A 20,551-nucleotide genomic window follows, 5' to 3' on the forward strand; every position below is an offset into this window, starting at 1 on the left:
ACGCCCGCGTACTCTTACCTCCGTGAAAATCGCGCTCGTCGACTCCGGAATCGGACTGCTCGCTGCCGCGGCCGCGGTGCGGCGGCTGCGGCCCGACGCCGACCTGGTGCTTTCCTGCGACCCGGACAGCATGCCGTGGGGGCCGCGTACCACCGAGGACATCACCGCACACGCGCTGGCCTGTGCCCGGGCCGCCGCCGAGTATGAGCCCGGGGCACTGATCGTCGCCTGCAACACCGCCTCGGTGCACGCGCTGCCCGTGCTGCGCGCCGAACTCGAACCCGGGCTGCCGGTGATCGGGACCGTACCGGCCGTCAAACCGGCGGTGGCCTCCGGTGGACCGGTCGCCGTCTGGGCCACCCCGGCCACCACCGGCAGCCCCTACCAGCGTCGGCTGATCGATGACTTCGCCAACGGGATCGCGGTCACCGAGGTGCCCTGCCACGGTCTCGCCGACGCCATCGAACACGCCGACGAGGCCGCCATCGATGTCGCTGTCGCCGCCGCGGCCGCGCTCACCCCGCGCGGAGTGCGCGCGGTCGTGCTCGGCTGTACGCACTATGAGCTTGTCGCCGAGCGCATCCGCGCCGCCGTGCACGCCCCCGGCGAGCCGGAACCCGTCCTGCACGGCTCAGCCGGGGCGGTCGCCGCGCAGGCGCTGCGCCGGATCGGCGCCACCCCGGCCGCCGTGAGCACTGCCAAGTCCATCGGGGGCGAGTCCATCGGGGAACTGGCGGTGCTGCACAGCGGCCGCCGGGTCGAGCTGACCGCAGCGGCCCTCGGCTACGCCGAGGGGCGGCTGCTCGCCACTCCGAGCCCGGCCGCCTGAGTTGGCTCACGACTTTTCCGGGCGCTGCGCGGTGGCGATCCCGGCCAGCAGGCCGGCGCCCATGGTGACCTGGTTGAAGCTCAGCGCGTTCCCCGCACACGCCAGCACGGCCAGCGCCGTCAGGGCGGCGGCCGCCGTGAGCACGACCGGGGTCGGCCTGGGGGAGCGGGCACAGGCGAGCAGCAGCCAGCCGTAGGCCCCGGCCAGCAGCAGCACACCCGGTACCCCCTGTTCGGCGGCGAGCTGCAAGAGCGCCGAGTGCGGCTTCCCGTCCGCATCCGCGGACCCGGACGCCGTTGGGCTTGCCTCCCCGAACCGGTCCGGACCGGCCCCGGTCACCGGATGCTCGGCGGCGATGGTGACCGCGTCCCGCCACAGCCCGGCACGGTGCTGGGTCAGCTGCCCCTCCAGCACGGCCGTGAGTCCCGGCGGCAGCGCCCGCTCCGCCACCGCCCAGGTGATCCCCGCGACGGTCATGGTGGCCAGCAGCAGCGCGACCAGAACGGGGAGCCGACGCCGCGCCCACCCGGCCGCCAGTGAGCACAGCAGCACAGCCACCGCGGCGGCACACCCCGCGATCGACCCCAGCAGCAGCGCGCTCACCGCGATCCCGGCGGCTAACAGCCACAGCGCCAGCCGGCGAAGGCGCGCCGTGGTCGCCCAGGCGGCGCAGCAGGCCGCACCCGCGGCGAGCGCCAGCAGCGCGGCCGTCTCCCCGGACCGGCCCGGCGGCGCCGTCACCGCCGAACCCGGCAGCGCCTGTACGGAGGTGAGCGCCAGCCCCAGCCCGGCGAGCGCGGCCACCGTGGCGGTGGCGGCGGGGAGCAGCGAACCGCTGATCCGCCCAACGGCGTAACCGGCCGCGACCGCCAGCACCGCGAGCAGTATTCCCTCCGGGCGGGCCTCCCGGCCGAATGAGGTGACCAGCGCCCAGGCCGCGCAGCCGCCCAGCACGATGGCACCACTGAGATCAGGGAGGGCACCGCTCTCTCGCCCCGCGGATGTGTGCAACGGTGACGCCATCCCCTGTACCCCCGTACACCTAACCCCCCGTACACCCTAAGGGCTGGACGGCCGTTGTGGACGGGTCACGCAGGGAGGGTGTGTGGCTGGCTGTCCGGAGATCACCGCGCCGGGCACGTACGCTCACCGTATGGCGACTCCCGACTTTATCCGTGAGCTGCGCGCCGGCATCGGCCACCAGCTCCTCTTTCTGCCCGGTGTCACCGCGATCGTCTTTGATGACCAGGGACGGGTCTTGCTCGGCCGACGGTCCGACACCGACCGCTGGGCGGTCATCGGGGGCATCCCGGAACCGGGTGAGCAGCCCGCCGAGACCGCGGTGCGGGAGGTGTACGAGGAGACCGCCGTGCGCTGTGTACCGGAGCGGGTGGTGATGGTGGAGACCCGGGAGCAGATCGAGTATGTCAATGGCGATATCTGCCAGTTCATGGACGTCACCCTGCGCTGCCGGGCGGTCGGCGGCGAAGCGCGGGTCAATGACGATGAGTCGCTGGAGGTTGGCTGGTTCGAGCCGGACGCCCTGCCCCCACTGGAGGAGTTCGGGCTGACCCGGATCAAGCTCGCGGCCGGGGACGCGCCAACCTGGTTCGCGCCCGTCGGCCCGTCCGAAGAACGCTGACCAGCCGGGCATCTCACAACTTGCGGTAGCTGTACGCCTCCTCAGCCGCCGCCGCTACAGCGGTGGCATCCATTCCAGTGGCGGCGGTGACCACCGCCGCCACCGCGCCCTCCACGAAGGGGGCGTCCACCAGCCGGGTGTCGGTGGGCAGTTCATCTGCCTCCGCCAGCAGCGCCTGCACGGTCAGCACCGCGCTGCCCAGATCCGCCAGGACCACGATCCCTGAGCCCTGGTCAGCGCGGTGGGCCGCCTCGATGATCAGCTCTGCGCTGGTGCCCATACCGCCGTCCTCGGTGCCACCGGCGGCGGTCACCGGGCCGGTCGCCCCGCCAGCCGCCAGTCCGGTGGCCAGCCGGGCCACGGACTCGGCAACCTCCCTGCTGTGCGAGACCAGCACCACGCCGACCAGCTTCCCGTTCTCACTCATCCGTCCGTCTCCGGCACAGCAGTCGCCACAGCACTCGGCACAGCGTTCACAACGTGCTCCTCTCTCAGCTGCCCCAGCGCAGCGCCGCCGTGCGCACCGGCGCGTCCCACAGTCGCAGCAGCTCCTCGTCCACCTGGCACAGCGTCACCGAGCAGCCCGCCATATCGAGTGAGGTGACGTAGTTGCCGACGAGCGTACGGGCCACCGGCACGCCCCGCTCGCTCAGCACGCGGTGCACCTCCGCGTTGAAGCCGTACAGCTCCAGCAGCGGGGTGCCGCCCATGCCGTTGACCAGTGCCAGCACCGGGCCATCGGGGTGCAGATCGGCCAGCAGCGCGTCCACCGTGAAGTCGGCGATCTCGCCAGAGGTCATCATCGCCCGCCGCTCCCGGCCCGGCTCGCCATGGATGCCGATGCCGAGCTCCAGCTCACCGGGCGGCAGATCGAAGGTGGGGCCGCCCTTGGCGGGGGTGGTGCAGGCGCTCAGCGCCACCCCGAAGCTACGGCAGGACTCCGACACCCGGCGGGCGATCGCCTCCACCCGCTCCAGCGGCGCGCCCTCCTCGGCGGCCGCGCCCGCCAGCTTCTCCACGAACAGCGTGCCGCCCGTGCCACGGCGCCCGGCGGTATAGAGGCTGTCGGTGACGGCCACATCGTCCTGCACCAGCACCTTGCCGACCTGTACGCCCTCGTCCTCGGCCAGCTCCGCGGCCATCTCAAAGTTGAGTGCGTCGCCGGTGTAGTTCTTCACGATGAACAGCACGCCCCTGCCGCTGTCCACGGCGGCCGCCGCCCGTGCCATCTGGTCCGGCACGGGGGAGGTGAACACCTCGCCGGGGCAGGCCGCGTCCAGCATCCCAGGCCCCACGAAGCCACCGTGCAGTGGTTCATGTCCCGAACCACCGCCGGAGATGAGACCCACCTTGTCCAGCACCGGAGCGTCGCGGCGCACGATCACCCGGTTCTCGACATCGACCGTCAGCTCCGGGTGGGCCGCGGCCATCCCGCGCAGCGCGTCAGCCACCACGCTCTCCGGCACATTGATCAATTGCTTCATCAGGGGCTCCTGTCCTGACACTCACCGGCACTGCCACTTCATTCACCGTCACTTTCGCAGCTCACCGCCGCCGGTGGAACGATGACGCCCCGGCCCTTCCCGATGGGTGAAACGCGTTCTACTCTGTGCGCCGCCGCAGGACTGTGTTGTTGACCGCCACCCAAGGAGCGGCCGTGCACCTCGAATACACCCCCGAACAGCAGCGGTTGCGCGCCGAGCTGCGCACATACTTCACCGAGCTGATGCCCGACAACGCCCATGCTGGGTACAGCGACCCCCTGGAGCAGAAGCGGTTCTACCGGGACACGGTGCGCCGCCTGGGCCACGATGGCTGGCTGGGCGTCGGCTGGCCCAGCGTGTACGGCGGCCGGGGGATGACCCCCATGGAACAGTTCATCTTCTTCGACGAGGCAGCCCAGGCGGGGGTCCCGCTCCCGCTGATGGCGCTGAACACCGTCGGACCGACGATCATGCAGTTCGGCACCGATGAGCAGAAGGCGTACTTCCTGCCCCGGATCCTCTCCGGCGAGATCGACTTCGCCATCGGCTACAGCGAGCCCGACGCGGGCACCGACCTGGCCTCGCTGAAGACCCGGGCGGTACGGGAGGGCGACGAGGACAGCGGGACCTACACGGTCAACGGCCAGAAGATCTGGACCACCAACGGCGACACCGCCGACTGGGTCTGGCTCGCGGTGCGCACCGATCCGGAGGCGCCACCGCACAAGGGCATCTCCATCCTGCTCGTGCCGACCAGCGACCCCGGCTACTCCTGCACCGTCATCAACACCCTCGCCTCGCACGACACCACCGCCAGCTACTACGAGAACATCCGCGTCCCCGCCGCCCGCCGAGTCGGCCCGGAGAACCAGGGCTGGCGCCTGATCACCACTCAGCTCAACCATGAACGGGTCACCCTCGCCGCGCACGGCACCATGGCCATTCGGGCCCTGCACAACGTCCAGCGCTGGGCCGCCGACACCAAACTCACCGACGGCCGCCGGGTCATCGACCTCGGCTGGGTGCGCCAGCGCCTGGCCCGGACCCACACCAAGCTGGCGGCCATGAAGCTGCTGAACTGGCAGATGGTGGACGCCCTGCAGAAGGGCACGCTCACCCCGCAGGACGCCTCCGCCGTCAAGGTCTACGGCTCCGAGGCCCGCCGTGCCGCCTACGCCTGGCTGATGGAGATCACCGGCGCGGCGGGCCCGCTCAAGGGGGGCTCCGCGGGGGCCGTGCTCCACGGCGAACTGGAACGCGGTTACCGCAGCGCCGTCATCTTCACCTTCGGCGGCGGCAACAACGAGATCCAGCGCGAGATCATCTCCTGGATAGGCCTGGGCATGCCCCGCGTCCGCCGCTGACGGGGTGGGGGTGACGGCGCCGCACAGCGGTGTGGAGCGCGCGAACGCTGATCTGAGCGGCGGTCCATGTTACGAAGGAGCATGCCAGCCCGCTCCCATTATGACGTTGTGATCATCGGTGGCGGCCATAACGGCCTGGTCGCCGCCGCATATCTGGCACGCGCCGGCCGCACCGTGCTCCTCCTGGAACGCCTCGGCCACACCGGCGGCGCCGCCGTCTCCAGCCGCGCCTTCCCGGGTGTCGACGCCCGGCTCTCCCGGTATTCGTACCTGGTCAGTCTGTTGCCGCAGCGCATCCTGGATGACTTGGGACTGCGCTTCACGGTACGTCAACGGACCGTGTCCTCCTATACGCCGGTGGACCGCGGGGGCCGGGTCACCGGCCTGCTGGTGAGCGGGGACACGGCCCGTACCCGGGCGGCGTTCGCCCGTCTTACCGGATCCGACCAGGAGTTCGATGCCTGGCAGCGCTTCTACGCTATGACCCGGCGCGCGGCGGGCCGGATCTTTCCCACGCTGACCGAGCCGCTGCCCACCCGCGCCGAGCTCCGTGCCCGGCTTGACGACGAGGAGGCCTGGCAGACGCTGTTCGAACGGCCCATCGGCGAGACGATCGAGGAGCGGTTCGCCGACGACCTCGTCCGGGGCGTCGTCCTCACCGACGCACTGATCGGCACCTTCTCGCACGCGCATGACCCTTCGCTGCGGCAGAACCGCTGCTTCCTCTACCACGTGATCGGTGGTGGCACCGGAGACTGGGATGTGCCCGTGGGCGGTATGGGCGCGCTCACGGACGCACTCGCCACTACGGCCCGTAGCGCGGGCGCCGAGCTCGCCACCGGCCATGAGGCCACCGCTGTCGCTACGGACGGCGCCGCCGCCGAGGTCAGCTACCGCACCGCGGACACCGAATCCACGGTTGCCGCCCGCCATGTCCTGGTGGGCGCCGCACCTCACGTCCTGGCCGGGCTGCTGGGCGAGGATCCGCCGCCGGAGGCCGAGGGAGCCCAGCTCAAGGTCAATATGCTGCTGCGGCGGCTGCCCCGGCTGAAGGACCGCTCCGTCGATCCCAGGGAGGCCTTCGCGGGGACCTTTCATATCGCCGAGGCATACGGCGCCCTGGAGACCGCGTACCAGCAGGCAGCCGCCGGTCAGCTGCCGCAGGCCCCGCCCGCGGAGATCTACTGCCACTCCCTCACTGACCCCACCGTCCTCGGAACTCAGCTGGCCCGTGAGGGTTTCCAGACCCTTACGCTCTTCGGCCTGCACACACCCGCCCGGCTCTTCGCGGCGGACAACGCCAGCGTGCGGGACGCCCTCTGCGGAGCAGCACTCGCCCAGCTTGACGCCTGCCTTGCCGAGCCGATCGCTGACTGTCTGGCCCAGGACGCTGACGGGCGCCCCTGTATCGAGGCGAAGACCCCGCTCGATCTGGAACGCGAACTACGGCTTCCCGGCGGCCATATCTTCCACCGTGATCTCGCCTTCCCGTATGCCGACGAGACCACCGGGCGCTGGGGCGTGCGGACCGCTTACGCCAATGTGCTGCTGTGCGGGGCGGGCGCGGTACGAGGCGGCGGCGTGAGCGGTATCCCGGGACACAACGCCGCGATGGCCGTCCTGGAGGAGGGCCAGGGGAAGGAGCAACGGCAAAGAAACTGACACTGCATCAGAAAATCTCTTCCCTCGGCGGCCCGGCTGGGGCATCCTGCGCCTCATGCAGACGGAGCTGAGCAAGAGGCTGGGCATAGCGCATGCCATCTTTGGCTTCACACCCTTTCCCGCTGTGGCCGCGGCGATCACCCGGGCCGGCGGGCTCGGGGTGCTCGGCGCGGTGCGGTACACCGCTGGTGAGGAGCTGGCACGCGACCTCGACTGGATGCAGAAGCACACCGACGGTCTGCCGTACGGCCTCGATGTCGTCATGCCCGCCAAGAAGGTCGAAGATGTGACAGAGACCGACGTCGAGGCGATGATCCCCGAGGGGCACCGCCGGTTCGTCAGGGACACCCTCGCCAAGCACGGCGTCCCCGACCTCCCCGAGGGGGAGGCCTCCGGCTGGCGGATCACGGGCTGGATGGAGCAGGTCGCCCGCTCACAGCTCGATGTCGCCTTCGACTATCCGGTCAGACTGCTCGCCAACGCCCTGGGCTCCCCGCCCGCCGATGTCATCGAACGGGCCCACCAGCACGACATCCTCGTCGCCGCGCTGGCGGGCAGCGCCCGGCACGCGGGCCACCACAAGGACGCGGGGATCGATATCGTCGTCGCCCAGGGCTACGAGGCGGGCGGCCACACAGGCGAGATCGCCTCCATGGTGCTCACCCCTGAAGTCGTACGGGCCGTGGATCCGCTGCCCGTCCTCGCCGCGGGCGGCATCGGCAGCGGCGAGCAGATCGCCGCGGGCCTCGCGCTCGGCGCCCAGGGTGCCTGGCTCGGCTCCATCTGGCTTACCACGCTGGAGGCTGACCTCCACTCCCGAAAGCTCACCCAGAAGCTGCTGGCCGCGGGCTCCGGTGACACCGTGCGCTCCCGTGCGCTGACCGGCAAGCCCGCCCGTCAGTTGCGCACCGAGTGGACCGACGCCTGGGAGGACGCCGGAAGTCCTGGAGCGTTGCCGATGCCGCTCCAGGGACTGCTGGTCGCCGAGGCCAACTCCCGTATCCAGCAGTACGAGGTCGAGCCGCTGCTGGGCACACCGGTGGGACAGATCGTCGGCGCCATGAACTCCGAGCGCAGCGTGCAAGCCGTCTTCGACGACCTGACCCGTGGCTTCGAGCGGGCCATCGACCGCGTCAACCGCATCGCCGGACGGCAGTGAGGAGGCCATCCACCGTGTCCCAACCACCCAATGGCTTCTGGGCGCAGGCCCAGCAGGACCCCGAGCGGGTTGTCCTCATCGCCCCCGACGGCGCGCGGTGGACGGCCGCCCGGCTGCACGCGGAGTGCAACCGCATGGTGCACGGCCTGCGCGCCGCGGGGCTCCGGCCCGGTGACGCCTTCGCCGTGGTCCTGCCGAACGGCGTGGAGTTCTTCACCGCCTATCTCGCCGCGGCTCAGGCGGGCTTCTATGTGGTGCCCGTCAACCACCATCTCATCGGCCCCGAGATCGCCTGGATCGTCGCCGACTCCGGCGCCAAGGTCCTGCTCGCCCACCAGCGCTACGGCGACGCGGCACGGGCGGCCGCCGACGAGGCCGGACTGCCCGATACGCACCGCTACGCGGTCGGTGACGCGGCCGGATTCCGCCCCTACGCCGAGCTGCTGACCGGGCAGCCGGACGGTCCGCCCGCCGACCGGACCAGTGGCTGGGTCATGAACTACACCTCCGGCACCACCGGCCGCCCCCGCGGTATCCGCCGCCCGCTGTCCGGCACCCCACCGGAGGAGACATACCTGGGCGGTTTTCTCGCCATCTTCGGCATCAAGCCCTTCGACAACAACGTCCACCTGGTCTGTTCGCCCCTTTACCACACGGCCGTGCTCCAGTTCGCCGCCGCCTCACTGCACATCGGCCACCGGCTGGTGCTGATGGACAAGTGGACGCCCGAGGAGATGCTGCGGCTCATCGACAACCACCGCTGCACCCACACGCATATGGTCCCCACCCAGTTCCACCGGCTGCTGGCCCTGCCGGCACAGATACGGAGCAGGTACGACGTCTCCTCCATGCGGCACGCCATCCATGGCGCCGCGCCCTGCCCGGATCACATCAAACGGGCGATGATCGACTGGTGGGGCCACTGCGTGGAGGAGTACTACGCGGCGAGCGAGGGCGGCGGCGCCTTCGCCACGGCGGAGGACTGGCTCAAGAAACCCGGCACGGTCGGCAAGTCCTGGCCCATCAGTGAGCTGGCCATCTTCGACGACGACGGCAACCGGCTCCCGCCCGGTGAACTCGGCACGGTCTATATGAAGATGAGCACCGGCGGCTTCGCTTATCACAAGGATGAGGGCAAGACACGGAAGAACCGGATCGGGGAGTACTTCACCGTCGGTGATCTCGGCTATCTCGACGAGGACGGCTATCTCTTCCTCCGCGACCGCAAGATCGACATGATTATCTCGGGTGGCGTCAATATCTACCCCGCTGAGATCGAAGCGGCACTGCTGACCCACCCAGCTGTCGCTGACGCGGCCGCCTTCGGTATCCCGCACGATGACTGGGGCGAAGAGGTCAAGGCCGTGGTCGAACCGGCCGAGGGGCATGTGCCGGGGCCGGAGCTGGCCCAGGCGATCCTCGCCCGGTGTGCGGAGCGGCTCGCGGGCTACAAGCGCCCACGGTCGGTTGACTTCATCGAGGTCATGCCGCGTGACCCCAACGGCAAGCTCTATAAGCGGCGCCTGCGCGAACCCTACTGGGCCGGCCACCAGCGGCCGGTGTGACCCCCGGGCCTCCCTGTGCCGGGCGCGGCCCGGGGGTGGGGTTCCCCATTCCCGCCCCTTCCCGGGGCTTCGCCCCGGACCCCGGGTTTGCCGGTGCGGCCCGGTGGGCGCGCCCCCACCCCTCCTTGACGGCCCGGGCGATCTCCGCGGCGGCGTCCCGGCCCGTACGGTTCAGCGAGCGGCGCAACCGCACCAGCTGCACAGCGGCCAGCTCCCGCGTGTCAGCAGCTCTCCGGCGCCGAGTGAAAGGCGGCCGTCCCGGACAACACCGCTAGCCGGCCGCCTCGGCCACCGACTTCGCCCAGCGGTAGTCCGCCTTGCCGCTGGGGGAGCGCTGGATGGCGTCGCTGAAGACGACCGTACGCGGCACCTTGTACCCCGCCAGCCGGGTACGGCAGTGGCGCTGGACGGCGTCCGCCGACAGCGGCGCCGCGCTGTCCCGGAGCTGTATCACGGCCGCTACCCTGCTGCCCCACCGTTCGTCCGGGACTCCGGCGACGAGCGCGTCATAGATATCGGGATGGGCCTTGAGCGCCTGCTCGACCTCCTCCGGGAAAACCTTCTCGCCACCGGTGTTGATGCACTGCGAACCACGTCCCAGCACGGTGACGATGCCCTCCTCGTCGACGGTGGCCATATCGCCGAGCAGTACCCATCGTGCGCCGTCGGCCTCGAAGAAGGTCCCGGCGGTCTTCTCGGGGTCGTTGTAGTAGCCCAGCGGGACATGCCCGCGCAGAGCGATACGGCCCACCGCACCGGGCTCGACCGGCTGGTGCGTTACGGGGTCGACCACGGCCGTACCGGCGTTGATACTGATCCGGAAGCCCTTCTCGGGACCGGAGTCCGCGGTCGCTGTGCCATTGAAACCGGACTCGGAGGAGCCGAAGTTGTTCAGCAGCATGGCGTTCGGGACCAGCTCGGTGAACTGTGCGCGCACTGTGTCGGAGAGGATCGCACCGGAGCTGGAGACGCTGAACAGCGAGGAGCAGTCGGTGTCCTTCAGCGGTCCGGACAGCAAGTCGACCAGTGGCCGCATCATCGCGTCGCCGACCAGCGAGAGGCTGGTGACCTTCTCCCGCTCGATGGTGCGCAGCACCTCCTGAGGGACGTACTTACGGTGGATGACCACCTTCTGGCCGAAGTTGAAGGCGATAAAGGCGGTCAGTGTCGAGGTGCCGTGCATAAGCGGCGGGGTGGGGAAGAAGACCAGCCCATCGCCGCCCGCGGCGACCCGCTCGGCTAGTTCTTCGGGCCGGGAGACCGGCTCACCGGTCGGTGCGCCGCCGCCCAGTCCGGCGAAGAACAGATCTTCCGAGCGCCACATGACGCCCTTGGGCATACCGGTGGTCCCGCCGGTATAGATGATGAACTGGTCGTCTCCCGAGCGTCTGCCGAAGCCCCGCCCGGGAGATCCGGAGGCCTCCGCGTCCGGGAAAGCGACTGGCGCGATACGCGGTTCAGTGGCGCCCTCGGGCGCCGCGCCGACCCGTATGAGGTGGCGCAGCCGGTCGGTGTGCGGCAGCGTGGCGGCGACCCGGGCGGTGAACTCGGCATCGAAGACCAGGGCGGCCAGATCCGCGTCCCGGTAGAGATAGACCAGCTCTTCTTCCACATAGCGGTAGTTCACATTGACCGGCACCGCGCGGATCTTCAGACAGGCGAGCGCTGACTGCAGATACTCGATGCCGTTGTAGAGATGCAGCCCCACATGCTCACCGGGTGCGATGCCGTGGTGGGCCAGGTGGTGGGCGAGCCGGTTCGCGGCCGCGTCCAGTTCACCGTAGGTCAGGCGGCGCTCCGCGCCCGTGCCGGGATGGTCGATGTACACCAGCGCCTCACGGTCGGGGACCGTATCGACGATCGACTCAAACAGATCGGCCAGGTTGTACTCCACGGCGCTCCTCCTGCCCCGATGTCCCCACTGTCCTGTGTCCCTGCTGCCCTGTGTCCCTGCTGGTTGGGCTTGGCGGTCATCAGAGCACCGACCGGGACAGGTGGGAAGAGCCGCGCAGAAGAAAACTGACTACCTGTCAGAAAACCCTTGAACTCCCTCCCCGCCTACTGCAACCTGTTCCAGGTCTGGAGAGGGAGGATTCATGGGCGGGACCGAACATCTCACCGTGGAGCGCGTGGGAGCGACACTCGTGCTCACGCTGAACCGGCCGGAGGCGAAGAACGCGCTCTCGCTGCCCATGCTGGTCGGGCTCTACGACGGCTGGCTGCAGGCCGACGCGGACGACGAGGTCCGTTCCATCGTACTGACCGGCGCGGGCGGTACCTTCTGCGCGGGCATGGACCTCAAGGCGCTGGCGGGTGACGGAAAACTGGCCGGAGAGCGCTACCGCGACCGGATGAAGGCCGACCCCGATCTGCACTGGAAGGCCATGCTGCGCCACCACCGCCCCCGTAAACCGGTGATCGCAGCCGTCGAGGGCCACTGTGTCGCGGGCGGCACCGAGATCCTGCAGGGCACCGACATCCGGGTAGCGGGGGACAGCGCCGTCTTCGGGCTGTTCGAGGTCAGACGCGGGCTGTTCCCCATCGGCGGCTCCACCGTACGGTTACAGCGGCAGATCCCCCGTACCCACGCACTGGAGATGCTGCTCACCGGACGCCCCTACGGCGCGGCCGAGGCGATGAGGATCGGGCTGATCGGCCATGTCGTCCCGGACGGCGGCGCTCTGGAGAACGCCCTGGAGATCGCCGGGCGGATCAACGACTGCGGGCCACTGGCCGTGGAGGCCATCAAGGCGTCCGTGTACGAGACCGCCCAGATGACCGAGGAAGACGGGCTCAAGGCGGAACTCGAACGCGGCTGGCCGATCTTCGCCACCGACGACGCCAAGGCCGGCGCACGGGCCTTCGCCGAGAAGCGCGCGCCTGTCTACCGGCGGTCCTGAACCCGCACCCGAAGGAGTCCCATGCCAGACATCCTCAGCGCACCGCTCGTTGTCGAGTTCCCCTTCACCCGCTCCCTCGGCCCCGTGCAGAGCGCCTTCCTCACCGGCCTGCGCGAGCGCACCGTGCTCGGCGTACGGACCAGCGACGGCAGCGTGCTGGTGCCGCCCGTCGAGTACGACCCCAAGACCGCCGAAGAGATACGGGACCTGGTGGAGGTCGCTCCCACCGGCACCGTCACCACCTGGGCCTGGAACCCCGCACCCCGCCGGGGCCAGCCGCTGGCCACCCCGTTCGCCTGGGTACTGGTCAGGCTCGACGGCGCCGACAGCGCCCTGCTGCACGCCCTGGACGCACCCGGCCCCGACGCCGTACGGACGGGGATGGCAGTCCGTATCCGCTGGGCGGCGGAGCGCACCGGAGCGATCACCGATATCGCCTGCTTCGAGCCCGGCGAGGGCCAGCCCGACACCCGGGCGCGGCCACACAGCGGGCAGTTCGCGGAGGCGGTCACCGGCATCACCGCACCCGCCCGGCTCGACTACACCTACAGCCCCGGCCGTGCCCAGACCCGCTATCTGGACGCGCTCGCCGGCCACCGGACCATCGGCGAGCGCTGCCCCGCCTGCCGCAAGGTCTATGTCCCGCCGCGCGGCGCCTGCCCCACCTGCGGGGTGCCCACGGACGAACAGACCGAGGTGGGGCCGAAGGGCACCGTCACCACCTTCTGCATCGTCAACATCAAAGCGAAGAATCTCGATATCGAGGTCCCCTACGTCTACGCCCATATCGCCCTCGACGGTGCCGACCTCGCCCTGCACGGCCGGATCGCGGGCATCCCGGCGGACAAGGTGCGGATGGGGCTGCGGGTGGAGCCCGTCTGGGCCGAGGACGGCCGCTACCCCGACCACTACCGCCCCACCGGCGAGCCCGATGCCGACTACGACAGCTACAAGGAGCTGCTGTGACGCGTGACCAGCGGTACCCACGGGAGATCGCCATCGTCGCCTTCGCACAGACGGACCACACCCGGTCCTCGGCCGAGCTGTCCGAGGTCGAGATGCTGATGCCGGTCCTGCGGCAGGTACTGGGCCAGACCGGCCTTCATACAGGGGAGATCGACTTCACCTGCTCCGGCTCCAGCGACTACCTGGCGGGCCGTGCCTTCTCCTTCACCATGGCACTCGACGGGGTCGGCGCCTGGCCGCCGATCTCCGAGTCCCATGTGGAGATGGACGGCGCCTGGGCGCTCTACGAGGCCTGGGTGAAGATCCTCACCGGTGAGGCCGAGACCGCCCTCGTCTACGCCTTCGGCAAGTCCTCGCCCGGCGAGCTGCGGGACGTCCTCTCCCGTCAACTCGATCCCTACTATGTCGCCCCGCTGTGGCCCGACTCCGTCGCGCTCGCCGCGCTGCAGGCGCGCACCCTCATCGACGCCGGGGAAACCGATGAGCGGGCCCTCGCCGGGATCGCCGCCCGCAGCCGCACCGCCGCCCAGGACAACCCGCACGCCCAGCTACGCGGCTCCGCCGCACCGGACGTGCTCCTCGAGGCGGACCACCTGGTCCAGCCCCTCCGCATCCACGACACCCCGCCCGTCAGCGACGGCGCCGCGGCCGTCGTCCTCGCCGCCGGGGACACCGCTCGCAGGCTCACCGACCGCCCCGCCTGGATCCTTGGCCTGGACCACCGCATCGAGGCCCACAGCCTGGGCGTGCGCGACCTCACCGACTCCCCGTCCACCCGGCTCGCCGCCGAACGCGCCGGACTCTTCGAGACCGGTGTCGACACCGCTGAACTGCACGCCCCCTTCACCGCCCAGGAAATCGTGCTGCGCAAGGCGCTACGGCTCGACGACACCGTCCGGATCAACCCCTCCGGCGGCGCGCTCGCCGCCAACCCGGTGATGGCCGCCGGTCTCATCCGGCTCGGCGAGGCCGCCGCCCGGATCAGCCGTGGCGACTCCGACCGGGCCGTCGCCCATGCCACCTCGGGCCCCTGTCTGCAGCAGAATCTGGTCGCCGTGCTGGAAGGAGAGGCCCAGTGAGCAGCGCGCACAAGGAACCGGTGGCCGTCACAGGAATCGGCCAGACCAAGCACGCGGCCGCACGGCGCGATGTCTCCATCGCCGGACTGGTCCGGGAAGCCGCCCAGCGCGCCCTGGACGACGCCGAGCTGAGCTGGACGGACATCGACGCCGTCGTCATCGGCAAGGCCCCCGACTTCTTCGAGGGCGTGATGATGCCGGAGCTCTATCTGGCCGACGCGCTCGGTGCTGTCGGCAAGCCGATGCTGCGCGTGCACACCGCGGGCTCCGTCGGTGGCTCCACCACCCTGGTCGCCACGAGTCTGGTCGCCGCCCGGGTCCACCGCACCGTTCTCACCGTTGCCTTCGAGAAGCAGTCCGAGTCCAACGCGATGTGGGGCCTCTCGCTGCCCATCCCCTTCCAGCAGCCGCTGCTGGCCGGCGCGGGCGGTTTCTTCGCCCCGCATATCCGGGCCTATACGCGCCGCACCGGAGCCCCCGACACCATCGGTTCGCTCGTCGCGTACAAGGACCGGCGGAACGCCCTGAAGAACCCCTACGCCCACCTGCATGAGTGGGACATCACCCTGGAGAAGGTGCGGTCCGCACCGATGCTGTGGGACCCCATCCGCTACTCGGAGACCTGTCCGTCCTCGGACGGCGCCTGCGCGATGGTCCTCACCGATACCCGGGGTGCCGCCCGCTCCCCGCGGCCCCCCGCCTGGGTACACGGCGGGGCGATGCGCAGCGAACCGACCCTCTTCGCGGGCAAGGACGCCGTCTCCCCGCAGGCCGGGAAGGACTGCGCCGCCGATGTCTACCGGCAGGCCGGAATCACCGACCCACGCCGGGAGATTGATGCCGTCGAAATGTACGTCCCGTTCTCCTGGTACGAGCCGATGTGGCTGGAGAACCTTGGCTTCGCCACCGAGGGCGAGGGCTGGAAACTCACCGAGTCGGGCGTCACCGAACTCGACGGCGATCTCCCGGTCAACCCTTCGGGCGGCGTTCTCTCCAGCAACCCCATCGGGGCTTCCGGCATGATCCGCTTCGCGGAGGCAGCCCTCCAGGTCCGCGGCGAAGCAGGCGAGCACCAGGTCGACGGCGCCCGCAAGGCGCTGGGCCACGCCTATGGTGGCGGCTCTCAGTTCTTCTCCATGTGGCTCGTAGGAGCAGACCGGCCCAGCGCCTGAGGCGCCCTCGTTCGCGGCCTGTCCGGCGCCGTCATCGGTGGCTAGGCTGAGCCGGGACGACGAACCGGGAGGAGCACGGACGTGGCCGAGAGCACCACCACCGAACAGCCGCAGCTCGATCTGACCAGCGCTCAGTGGCAGTCGAGCAGTCAGGGATCAGGCCAGGTCCAGATCGCCTTTGTCGAGGGCTATATCGCCATGCGCAACGGCCGCAATCCCGACGGCCCCGCGCTGATCTTCCCACCCGGTGAGTGGCGCGCCTTCGTCCTGGGCGCCCGCGACGGCGAATTCGACCTGACCTAGCCCAAGCGTTGTGGGCACCCTCCCCAGGCCCGGCGGCACACGGTCGATACCCGCTTTCCATAGATTCACCGTCTCCGTCATAGGCTGGTGATCATGGCAGGTGAGCGTGATCTGGCGAAGCTACTCAGTGGTATGCGGCCCGATCTGAACCCAGGCCCCTATGTGTTCACCACGGTGACCGGGGAGCCGCCCGCAGGGGTGAACCCGGTGGTGACCGTCGCGGAGAGCGAGGGGCTGACCCTGGTCGTGCCCAAGGAGGAGGCGGATGCGGCGGGGCTCGACTACGGCTATGTGGCGGGCTGGATCACGCTGCGTGTGCACTCCGCGCTGGAGGCGGTAGGGCTGACCGCGGCCGTGGCCGCCGAACTGGCCGAGGCCGGACTGAGCTGCAATGTCGTGGCGGGATACCACCACGATCACCTCTTCGTGCCCTACGAAAGGGCGTCCGTGGCCATCGCGGTGCTGGAAGACCTGGCGGGGAAATCGCGCTAGCGGTCCGCGTACCATGGCGACATGTCCTTCCTCCGCCGCCGTAGCGCCGCCACGCCCACCGGGCCGGACTTCGACGTCCTCGCGATGGACCCTGGTGACTGGCCGGGCAATCTCGGGGCCGGACTGCTGCCCGCCCCTGACGGGAGCTGTCAGGGGGTGTTCCTGCGCTATGACCTGTTCGGCGGCCGCGGCCCGGCGATGATTATCGGCAATCTGCCGGAGGGCTCCCCGGCCCGCGAGGTGGCGGAGGGCCAGGTGCCGTTCGAGGTGGCGCAGCTGCTGGTGGCGCTGGACCATGATGAGCCGGTGACCGTCACCGAGACCGAGGACAGTCCGGTCATGCAGGATGGCAATCTGCTGATCGTGCGGCGCGTCAAGTGCTCGGAGAGCCGGATCTCCTGCGTCCAGTTCGACCGCAGCGACGGCGTTCTGGTCACCATCGCCAGCTGGGACCGGCCGATCACCGATGACCTCTATCAGCTGCTTAAGCCGCTGCCGGCCGAGATGTTCCAGCAGTAACGGCCCAGCGGCTCCAGCGGCGAGTGGGCTGTTCCTAGGAGCGCAGCACATCCACATCGGCGGCCTTCACAAAGGCCGTCCGGTGCCCGAGCTGAATCTGGTAGTAGTCCTCGCCGCGGACCACCACATGGTTCGCTGGGTCGAAGGTCCGCGCGTAGTAGTACTCACTCGGCGTCTTCAGTCCCAGCACATACCGCTGGCCCGCCTGCACCCGGTACGGCAGCGGCGAGACCTGCTGCACTGGCACGCCCGCTGGGTAGGCGCTCTTCTCCGGGTAGGCGCGGCCGTAGACGGGAATCGACGTCCGGCCCTGCTTCGGTGTGACCACCTGGCCGCTGGCACTCACCGCGGTCGGCTGGCCCGCCGGGTTGTGGAACCACGCCTTCGTACCGAGATACCAGATGGCGGTCCAGTCGCCCGCGCGTTCGGCTACCGCGTACTGCTGTCCGGTGGAGGCACGGGCGCCGGTGTCATTGACCCCAGTCGTCGACGGGCTGCCGTCCGGCCGCAGCCCGATGTCCTTGATCAGCGGCGCGTCCTTGTCCGGCGCGGTGTGCAGGCGGACCGCACCGGAGCCGTGCGGCGGGCAGGGATTGCCAGAGTTGTCACAGCGGGTGTACACCGGCCGGTGTTTGCCGTAGTCCGGACGGATGGTCAGCATGCCGCTGTCCGGGCCTCCGGTGGCGTGGAAGGGGGCGCCCAGCAAGGTGAAGTAGCGCTGCCAGTCCCAGTAAGGGCCCGGGTCGGTGTGCATCCCGGGGATGTTGGCCGTGGTGACGCCGGGGACATTGTCGTGCCCGATGATGTGCTGCCGGTCCAGCGGGATGTTGTGCTTCTTCGCCAGATGCCTCACCAGCCGCGCCGAGGTGCGGTACATCGCCTCCGTGTACCAGGCGTCAGGCTGGGCGAGGAAACCTTCGTGCTCCAGACCGATGGACTTGGCGTTGACGAACCAGTTGCCCGCGTGCCACCCCACATCCTTGGTCGGCACATGCTGGGCGATATGCCCGTCGGAGGAACGCAGCGTGTAGTGCCAGGAGACATAGGTCGGGTCCTGCACCAGCTTCAGCGCACCTTCCCAGTATCCCTCGACATCGTGCACCACGATGTAGTCCACTTTCTGGGACCTCGGCCGGTCCGCCTTGTCGTGGTTGCCGTAGTCGTCGTTGCCGTCCTCGTCCTGATACTCCTGATACGGAGCGGGGACCGACTCGCAGGACACGCTCTTCGGGCACTCGACACCCCTGGCGCCGCCGGTCTTCAGCCCGAGCAGACCCAGCTGGCCGCTGTCCGGCCGCACCTCAGGGAGGCTCGCCAGCGCGACTCGCTGCCCGGCGTCCGTGGTGCGCCGCTCGCCGTCGCGGATCACCCCGAAGACCTCATCGGCGAAGACAGCGGCCGTATCGGCCCGGTCCGCGCCGGAGTAGCGGGCCACCGCGCCGTACCAGTGGGCCGGGTCCTCGCTCAGCGGCAGCCCCAGCTCCCGCTGGGCCTGCGCCAGCAGAGCCGCGCCGCCGCGCACATTGGCCGCGGGGTCGCTGCGCAGCTGCTCGGCGGAGAGCCCGCTCAGCTTCGCCGCCCGCTCCAGGGTGCGCAGCCGGACGGGCAGTTGACCGGTGTCGGGCACCGCCGCTCGGGGCGACAGAGCCCGTCGACCGGTGTCGCCGCGTGGATCCTCCGCGCCGTCGTCATGATGCCGGGAGCGGGCCAGCGCGGTGCGGGCATCGGTGAGATGCATAGGCCCGTAGCCGCCCGAGACACTGGGCGCCCCGCCGTGCCCGTCCCAGCGGGACTGCAGATACGAGACGCCCAACAGCACGCTCTCCGGTACCTTATGGCGCTCGGCGGCCGCTGCGAACGCTTCCTGGAGAGTGCCGGGCCGCTGTTGCCCGGCGGTGGCGGGAGGGCCCGCTGAGACCAGCGGGAGCAGCAGCGCCGCAGTGGCGACGACGACGGCGGCACGCAGACGGCTGGTGCGTCTGGTCGGTTTGGTGGGGCTGTGGACGTTTCCTCGCAATGCAGCCTCCTCGGGGAGCGGGCCATGGTGTGCGCGGCGCGTCGCTCACATCAACTGCATCAGAGGTATCCGCTGCCCGACGTTCCGTCAATCACCCACGCCCTTAGGGAAAGTCGCACGTCAAAGCCCGTGCGGGAGCCTTTCCCCGCACGGGCTCCATGGCCTGCGCAGCGTCACCGGTCTGGACCGGTGACGCTCCCTCAACGGGTACCGACCGCCGCCCGTACCGCACGGCGGGCCATGGACCAGTCGTCGTGCAGCCGACGCAGCAGCAGCCGCTGCTCCTCACCGGAGGCCAGCGCGCTGGTACGCTCCGCGCCGGTTACCGGTGCGGGAGCGGGGTCCCGCATGGTGCGCTGTACTGCCGTCTCACAGGTGCGGATCTCACGCGTGAGGACGAGCATCAGATTCACCAGAAAGGCATCCCGCGCCGCTGGTCCCGAGACCTGGGCCAACTGGCTGATCTGCCGCCGCGCCACCGGTGAGTCACCGAGCACGGACCACAGCGTCGCCAGATCGTACCCGGGCAGATACCAGCCCGTGTGCTCCCAGTCGACCAGCACCGGGCCGGTTGGCGACAGCAGCACATTGGAGAGCAGCGCGTCCCCATGGCAGAACTGCCAGGAGGGCCCCGGCTGGCCACCCCGGTTCGCCACCCCGTGCAGCAGCTTCTGCAGGTCGCCCATATCGCGGTCGGTCAACAGACCCAGCTCATGGAAGCGGGACAGCCGGGCACCGTAGTCGAGTGGGTGATCGAACATCCCCCCCGGAGGCCGCCAGGAGTTGAGCCGTGACACAGCGCCCAGCAGCGCCCGCAGATCCGTCCGCTGAGGGGGATCCACCGGATGCCTTTGCAGCGCCGCCGGACGGCCTGGCATCCGCTCGATCACCAGGGTGCAGTTGTCCGGATCGGCTGCGATGAGCCGGGGCACCCGCACGGGTGGGCGGTGGCGCACAAAGGCGCGGTAGGCGGCTATTTCATGCCGGAACCGCTCGGCCCACGCGGGGGAGTGGTCCAGTAAACACTTGGCCACCGCTGGGCTGCGGCCGATGGTGCCGACGAGGAGCACTGAGCGTCCACTGCGGCGCAGGATCTGCACCGGGTGAAAGTCCGGGCAGATGCGGTGGACCGAGGTGATGGCCGCGCGTAGCCGCGTGCCCTGTGGGCCGGACAGATCGAGTCTCCCGCTGATGGGTTGCTGCCCACCGGAGACGCCGGGTCCTCCCCCAGTCCTCGGGGTACCTCCCGGCCCGCCAGGGCTGGGGGAGGCCGGGGAGGCGCCCCCAGCCCAGCGCGGCCGGTCAGGAGAGACACTGCCCGGGTAGTGCTGGGGGGGCCGGGGCCGGGTCGGGGCGGACACGGGGGATGTTGCGTGATACATGGGCGAGCCAGATCCC

General features: G+C 70.1%; 19 protein-coding genes. 13 read left to right on the plus strand and 6 right to left on the minus strand.

What is annotated here, in order from left to right:
* Positions 1–22: 22 nt before the first annotated feature.
* Positions 23–829, plus strand: coding sequence for a glutamate racemase (locus test1122_RS25350; protein WP_232271490.1), 807 nt, complete (start codon positions 23–25; stop codon positions 827–829).
* Between the two features lie 6 nt (positions 830–835).
* Here the strand turns inward: test1122_RS25350 and test1122_RS25355 are convergent, their stop codons facing one another.
* Positions 836–1,852: an O-antigen ligase family protein gene (locus test1122_RS25355; RefSeq protein WP_232271491.1), complete on the minus strand. Its 1,017-nt coding sequence runs from the start codon at positions 1,850–1,852 to the stop codon at positions 836–838.
* 130 nt (positions 1,853–1,982) lie between these two features.
* Between test1122_RS25355 and test1122_RS25360 the strand changes: the two genes are divergently transcribed.
* Entirely contained in the window at positions 1,983–2,471 is a 489-nt protein-coding gene (locus test1122_RS25360) for an NUDIX hydrolase (RefSeq protein WP_232271492.1), read from the plus strand.
* A 13-nt stretch (positions 2,472–2,484) separates the two neighbouring features.
* Here test1122_RS25360 and test1122_RS25365 read toward each other — a convergent pair whose 3' ends face one another.
* Both test1122_RS25365 and dhaK read right to left on the minus strand, forming a co-directional pair.
* The gene (locus tag test1122_RS25365) at positions 2,485–2,898 is read right to left on the minus strand and encodes a PTS-dependent dihydroxyacetone kinase phosphotransferase subunit DhaM (protein ID WP_232271493.1); all 414 of its coding nucleotides are present in this window, start codon (positions 2,896–2,898) and stop codon (positions 2,485–2,487) included.
* Between the two features lie 64 nt (positions 2,899–2,962).
* Positions 2,963–3,955, minus strand: a complete 993-nt coding sequence (gene dhaK / locus test1122_RS25370) for a dihydroxyacetone kinase subunit DhaK (protein ID WP_232271494.1) — start codon at positions 3,953–3,955, stop codon at positions 2,963–2,965.
* A gap of 173 nt (positions 3,956–4,128) precedes the next feature.
* Here dhaK and test1122_RS25375 point away from each other — a divergent pair, with 173 nt between their 5' ends.
* From test1122_RS25375 to test1122_RS25390, 4 genes are all read left to right on the plus strand, one after another.
* Positions 4,129–5,319 carry an acyl-CoA dehydrogenase family protein gene (locus test1122_RS25375; protein WP_232271495.1) on the plus strand — a complete coding sequence of 397 codons (1,191 nt, stop codon included), beginning with the start codon at positions 4,129–4,131 and terminating at the stop codon, positions 5,317–5,319.
* Between the two features lie 81 nt (positions 5,320–5,400).
* Complete coding sequence (locus test1122_RS25380) at positions 5,401–6,981, plus strand: phytoene desaturase family protein (protein ID WP_232271496.1); 1,581 nt, start codon at positions 5,401–5,403, stop codon at positions 6,979–6,981.
* Positions 6,982–7,036: 55 nt separating this feature from the next.
* Entirely contained in the window at positions 7,037–8,140 is a 1,104-nt protein-coding gene (locus test1122_RS25385; protein ID WP_232271497.1) for an NAD(P)H-dependent flavin oxidoreductase, read from the plus strand.
* Positions 8,141–8,154: 14 nt separating this feature from the next.
* Positions 8,155–9,705, plus strand: coding sequence for an acyl-CoA synthetase (locus test1122_RS25390; RefSeq protein ID WP_232271498.1), 1,551 nt, complete (start codon positions 8,155–8,157; stop codon positions 9,703–9,705).
* 271 nt (positions 9,706–9,976) lie between these two features.
* Here test1122_RS25390 and test1122_RS25395 read toward each other — a convergent pair whose 3' ends face one another.
* Positions 9,977–11,599, minus strand: coding sequence for an acyl-CoA synthetase (locus test1122_RS25395; protein WP_232271499.1), 1,623 nt, complete (start codon positions 11,597–11,599; stop codon positions 9,977–9,979).
* A 202-nt stretch (positions 11,600–11,801) separates the two neighbouring features.
* Here test1122_RS25395 and test1122_RS25400 point away from each other — a divergent pair, with 202 nt between their 5' ends.
* The 7 genes from test1122_RS25400 (at position 11,802) to test1122_RS25430 (ending at position 17,136) form a co-directional block, all read left to right on the plus strand.
* Positions 11,802–12,605 (plus strand): crotonase/enoyl-CoA hydratase family protein, encoded by an 804-nt coding sequence (locus test1122_RS25400; RefSeq protein WP_232271500.1) that lies wholly within the window; start codon positions 11,802–11,804, stop codon positions 12,603–12,605.
* Positions 12,606–12,626: 21 nt separating this feature from the next.
* Positions 12,627–13,571, plus strand: coding sequence for a Zn-ribbon domain-containing OB-fold protein (locus tag test1122_RS25405; protein WP_232271501.1), 945 nt, complete (start codon positions 12,627–12,629; stop codon positions 13,569–13,571).
* Positions 13,568–14,650 (plus strand): thiolase domain-containing protein, encoded by a 1,083-nt coding sequence (locus test1122_RS25410; RefSeq protein WP_232271502.1) that lies wholly within the window; start codon positions 13,568–13,570, stop codon positions 14,648–14,650. The genes test1122_RS25405 and test1122_RS25410 overlap by 4 nt, the downstream gene beginning before the upstream one ends.
* Positions 14,647–15,822, plus strand: a complete 1,176-nt coding sequence (locus test1122_RS25415) for a thiolase domain-containing protein (RefSeq protein ID WP_232271503.1) — start codon at positions 14,647–14,649, stop codon at positions 15,820–15,822. Before test1122_RS25410 ends, test1122_RS25415 begins: the two co-directional genes overlap by 4 nt.
* A gap of 81 nt (positions 15,823–15,903) precedes the next feature.
* Positions 15,904–16,125 (plus strand): DUF397 domain-containing protein, encoded by a 222-nt coding sequence (locus test1122_RS25420; protein ID WP_232271504.1) that lies wholly within the window; start codon positions 15,904–15,906, stop codon positions 16,123–16,125.
* 93 nt (positions 16,126–16,218) lie between these two features.
* Positions 16,219–16,617, plus strand: coding sequence for an ACT domain-containing protein (locus tag test1122_RS25425; RefSeq protein WP_232271505.1), 399 nt, complete (start codon positions 16,219–16,221; stop codon positions 16,615–16,617).
* Between the two features lie 21 nt (positions 16,618–16,638).
* Positions 16,639–17,136 (plus strand): hypothetical protein, encoded by a 498-nt coding sequence (locus test1122_RS25430; protein ID WP_232271506.1) that lies wholly within the window; start codon positions 16,639–16,641, stop codon positions 17,134–17,136.
* Between the two features lie 34 nt (positions 17,137–17,170).
* Here the strand turns inward: test1122_RS25430 and test1122_RS25435 are convergent, their stop codons facing one another.
* Together test1122_RS25435 and test1122_RS25440 are read right to left on the minus strand one after the other, a co-directional pair.
* Positions 17,171–19,153: a peptidoglycan recognition protein family protein gene (locus test1122_RS25435; protein WP_232271507.1), complete on the minus strand. Its 1,983-nt coding sequence runs from the start codon at positions 19,151–19,153 to the stop codon at positions 17,171–17,173.
* 200 nt (positions 19,154–19,353) lie between these two features.
* Positions 19,354–20,535, minus strand: coding sequence for an aminoglycoside phosphotransferase family protein (locus tag test1122_RS25440; protein WP_232271508.1), 1,182 nt, complete (start codon positions 20,533–20,535; stop codon positions 19,354–19,356).
* Positions 20,536–20,551: the final 16 nt, after the last annotated feature.

Origin of the sequence: Streptomyces gobiensis, from assembly GCF_021216675.1 — a bacterium.
GTDB classification, from domain to species: Bacteria; Actinomycetota; Actinomycetes; order Streptomycetales; family Streptomycetaceae; genus Streptomyces; species Streptomyces gobiensis.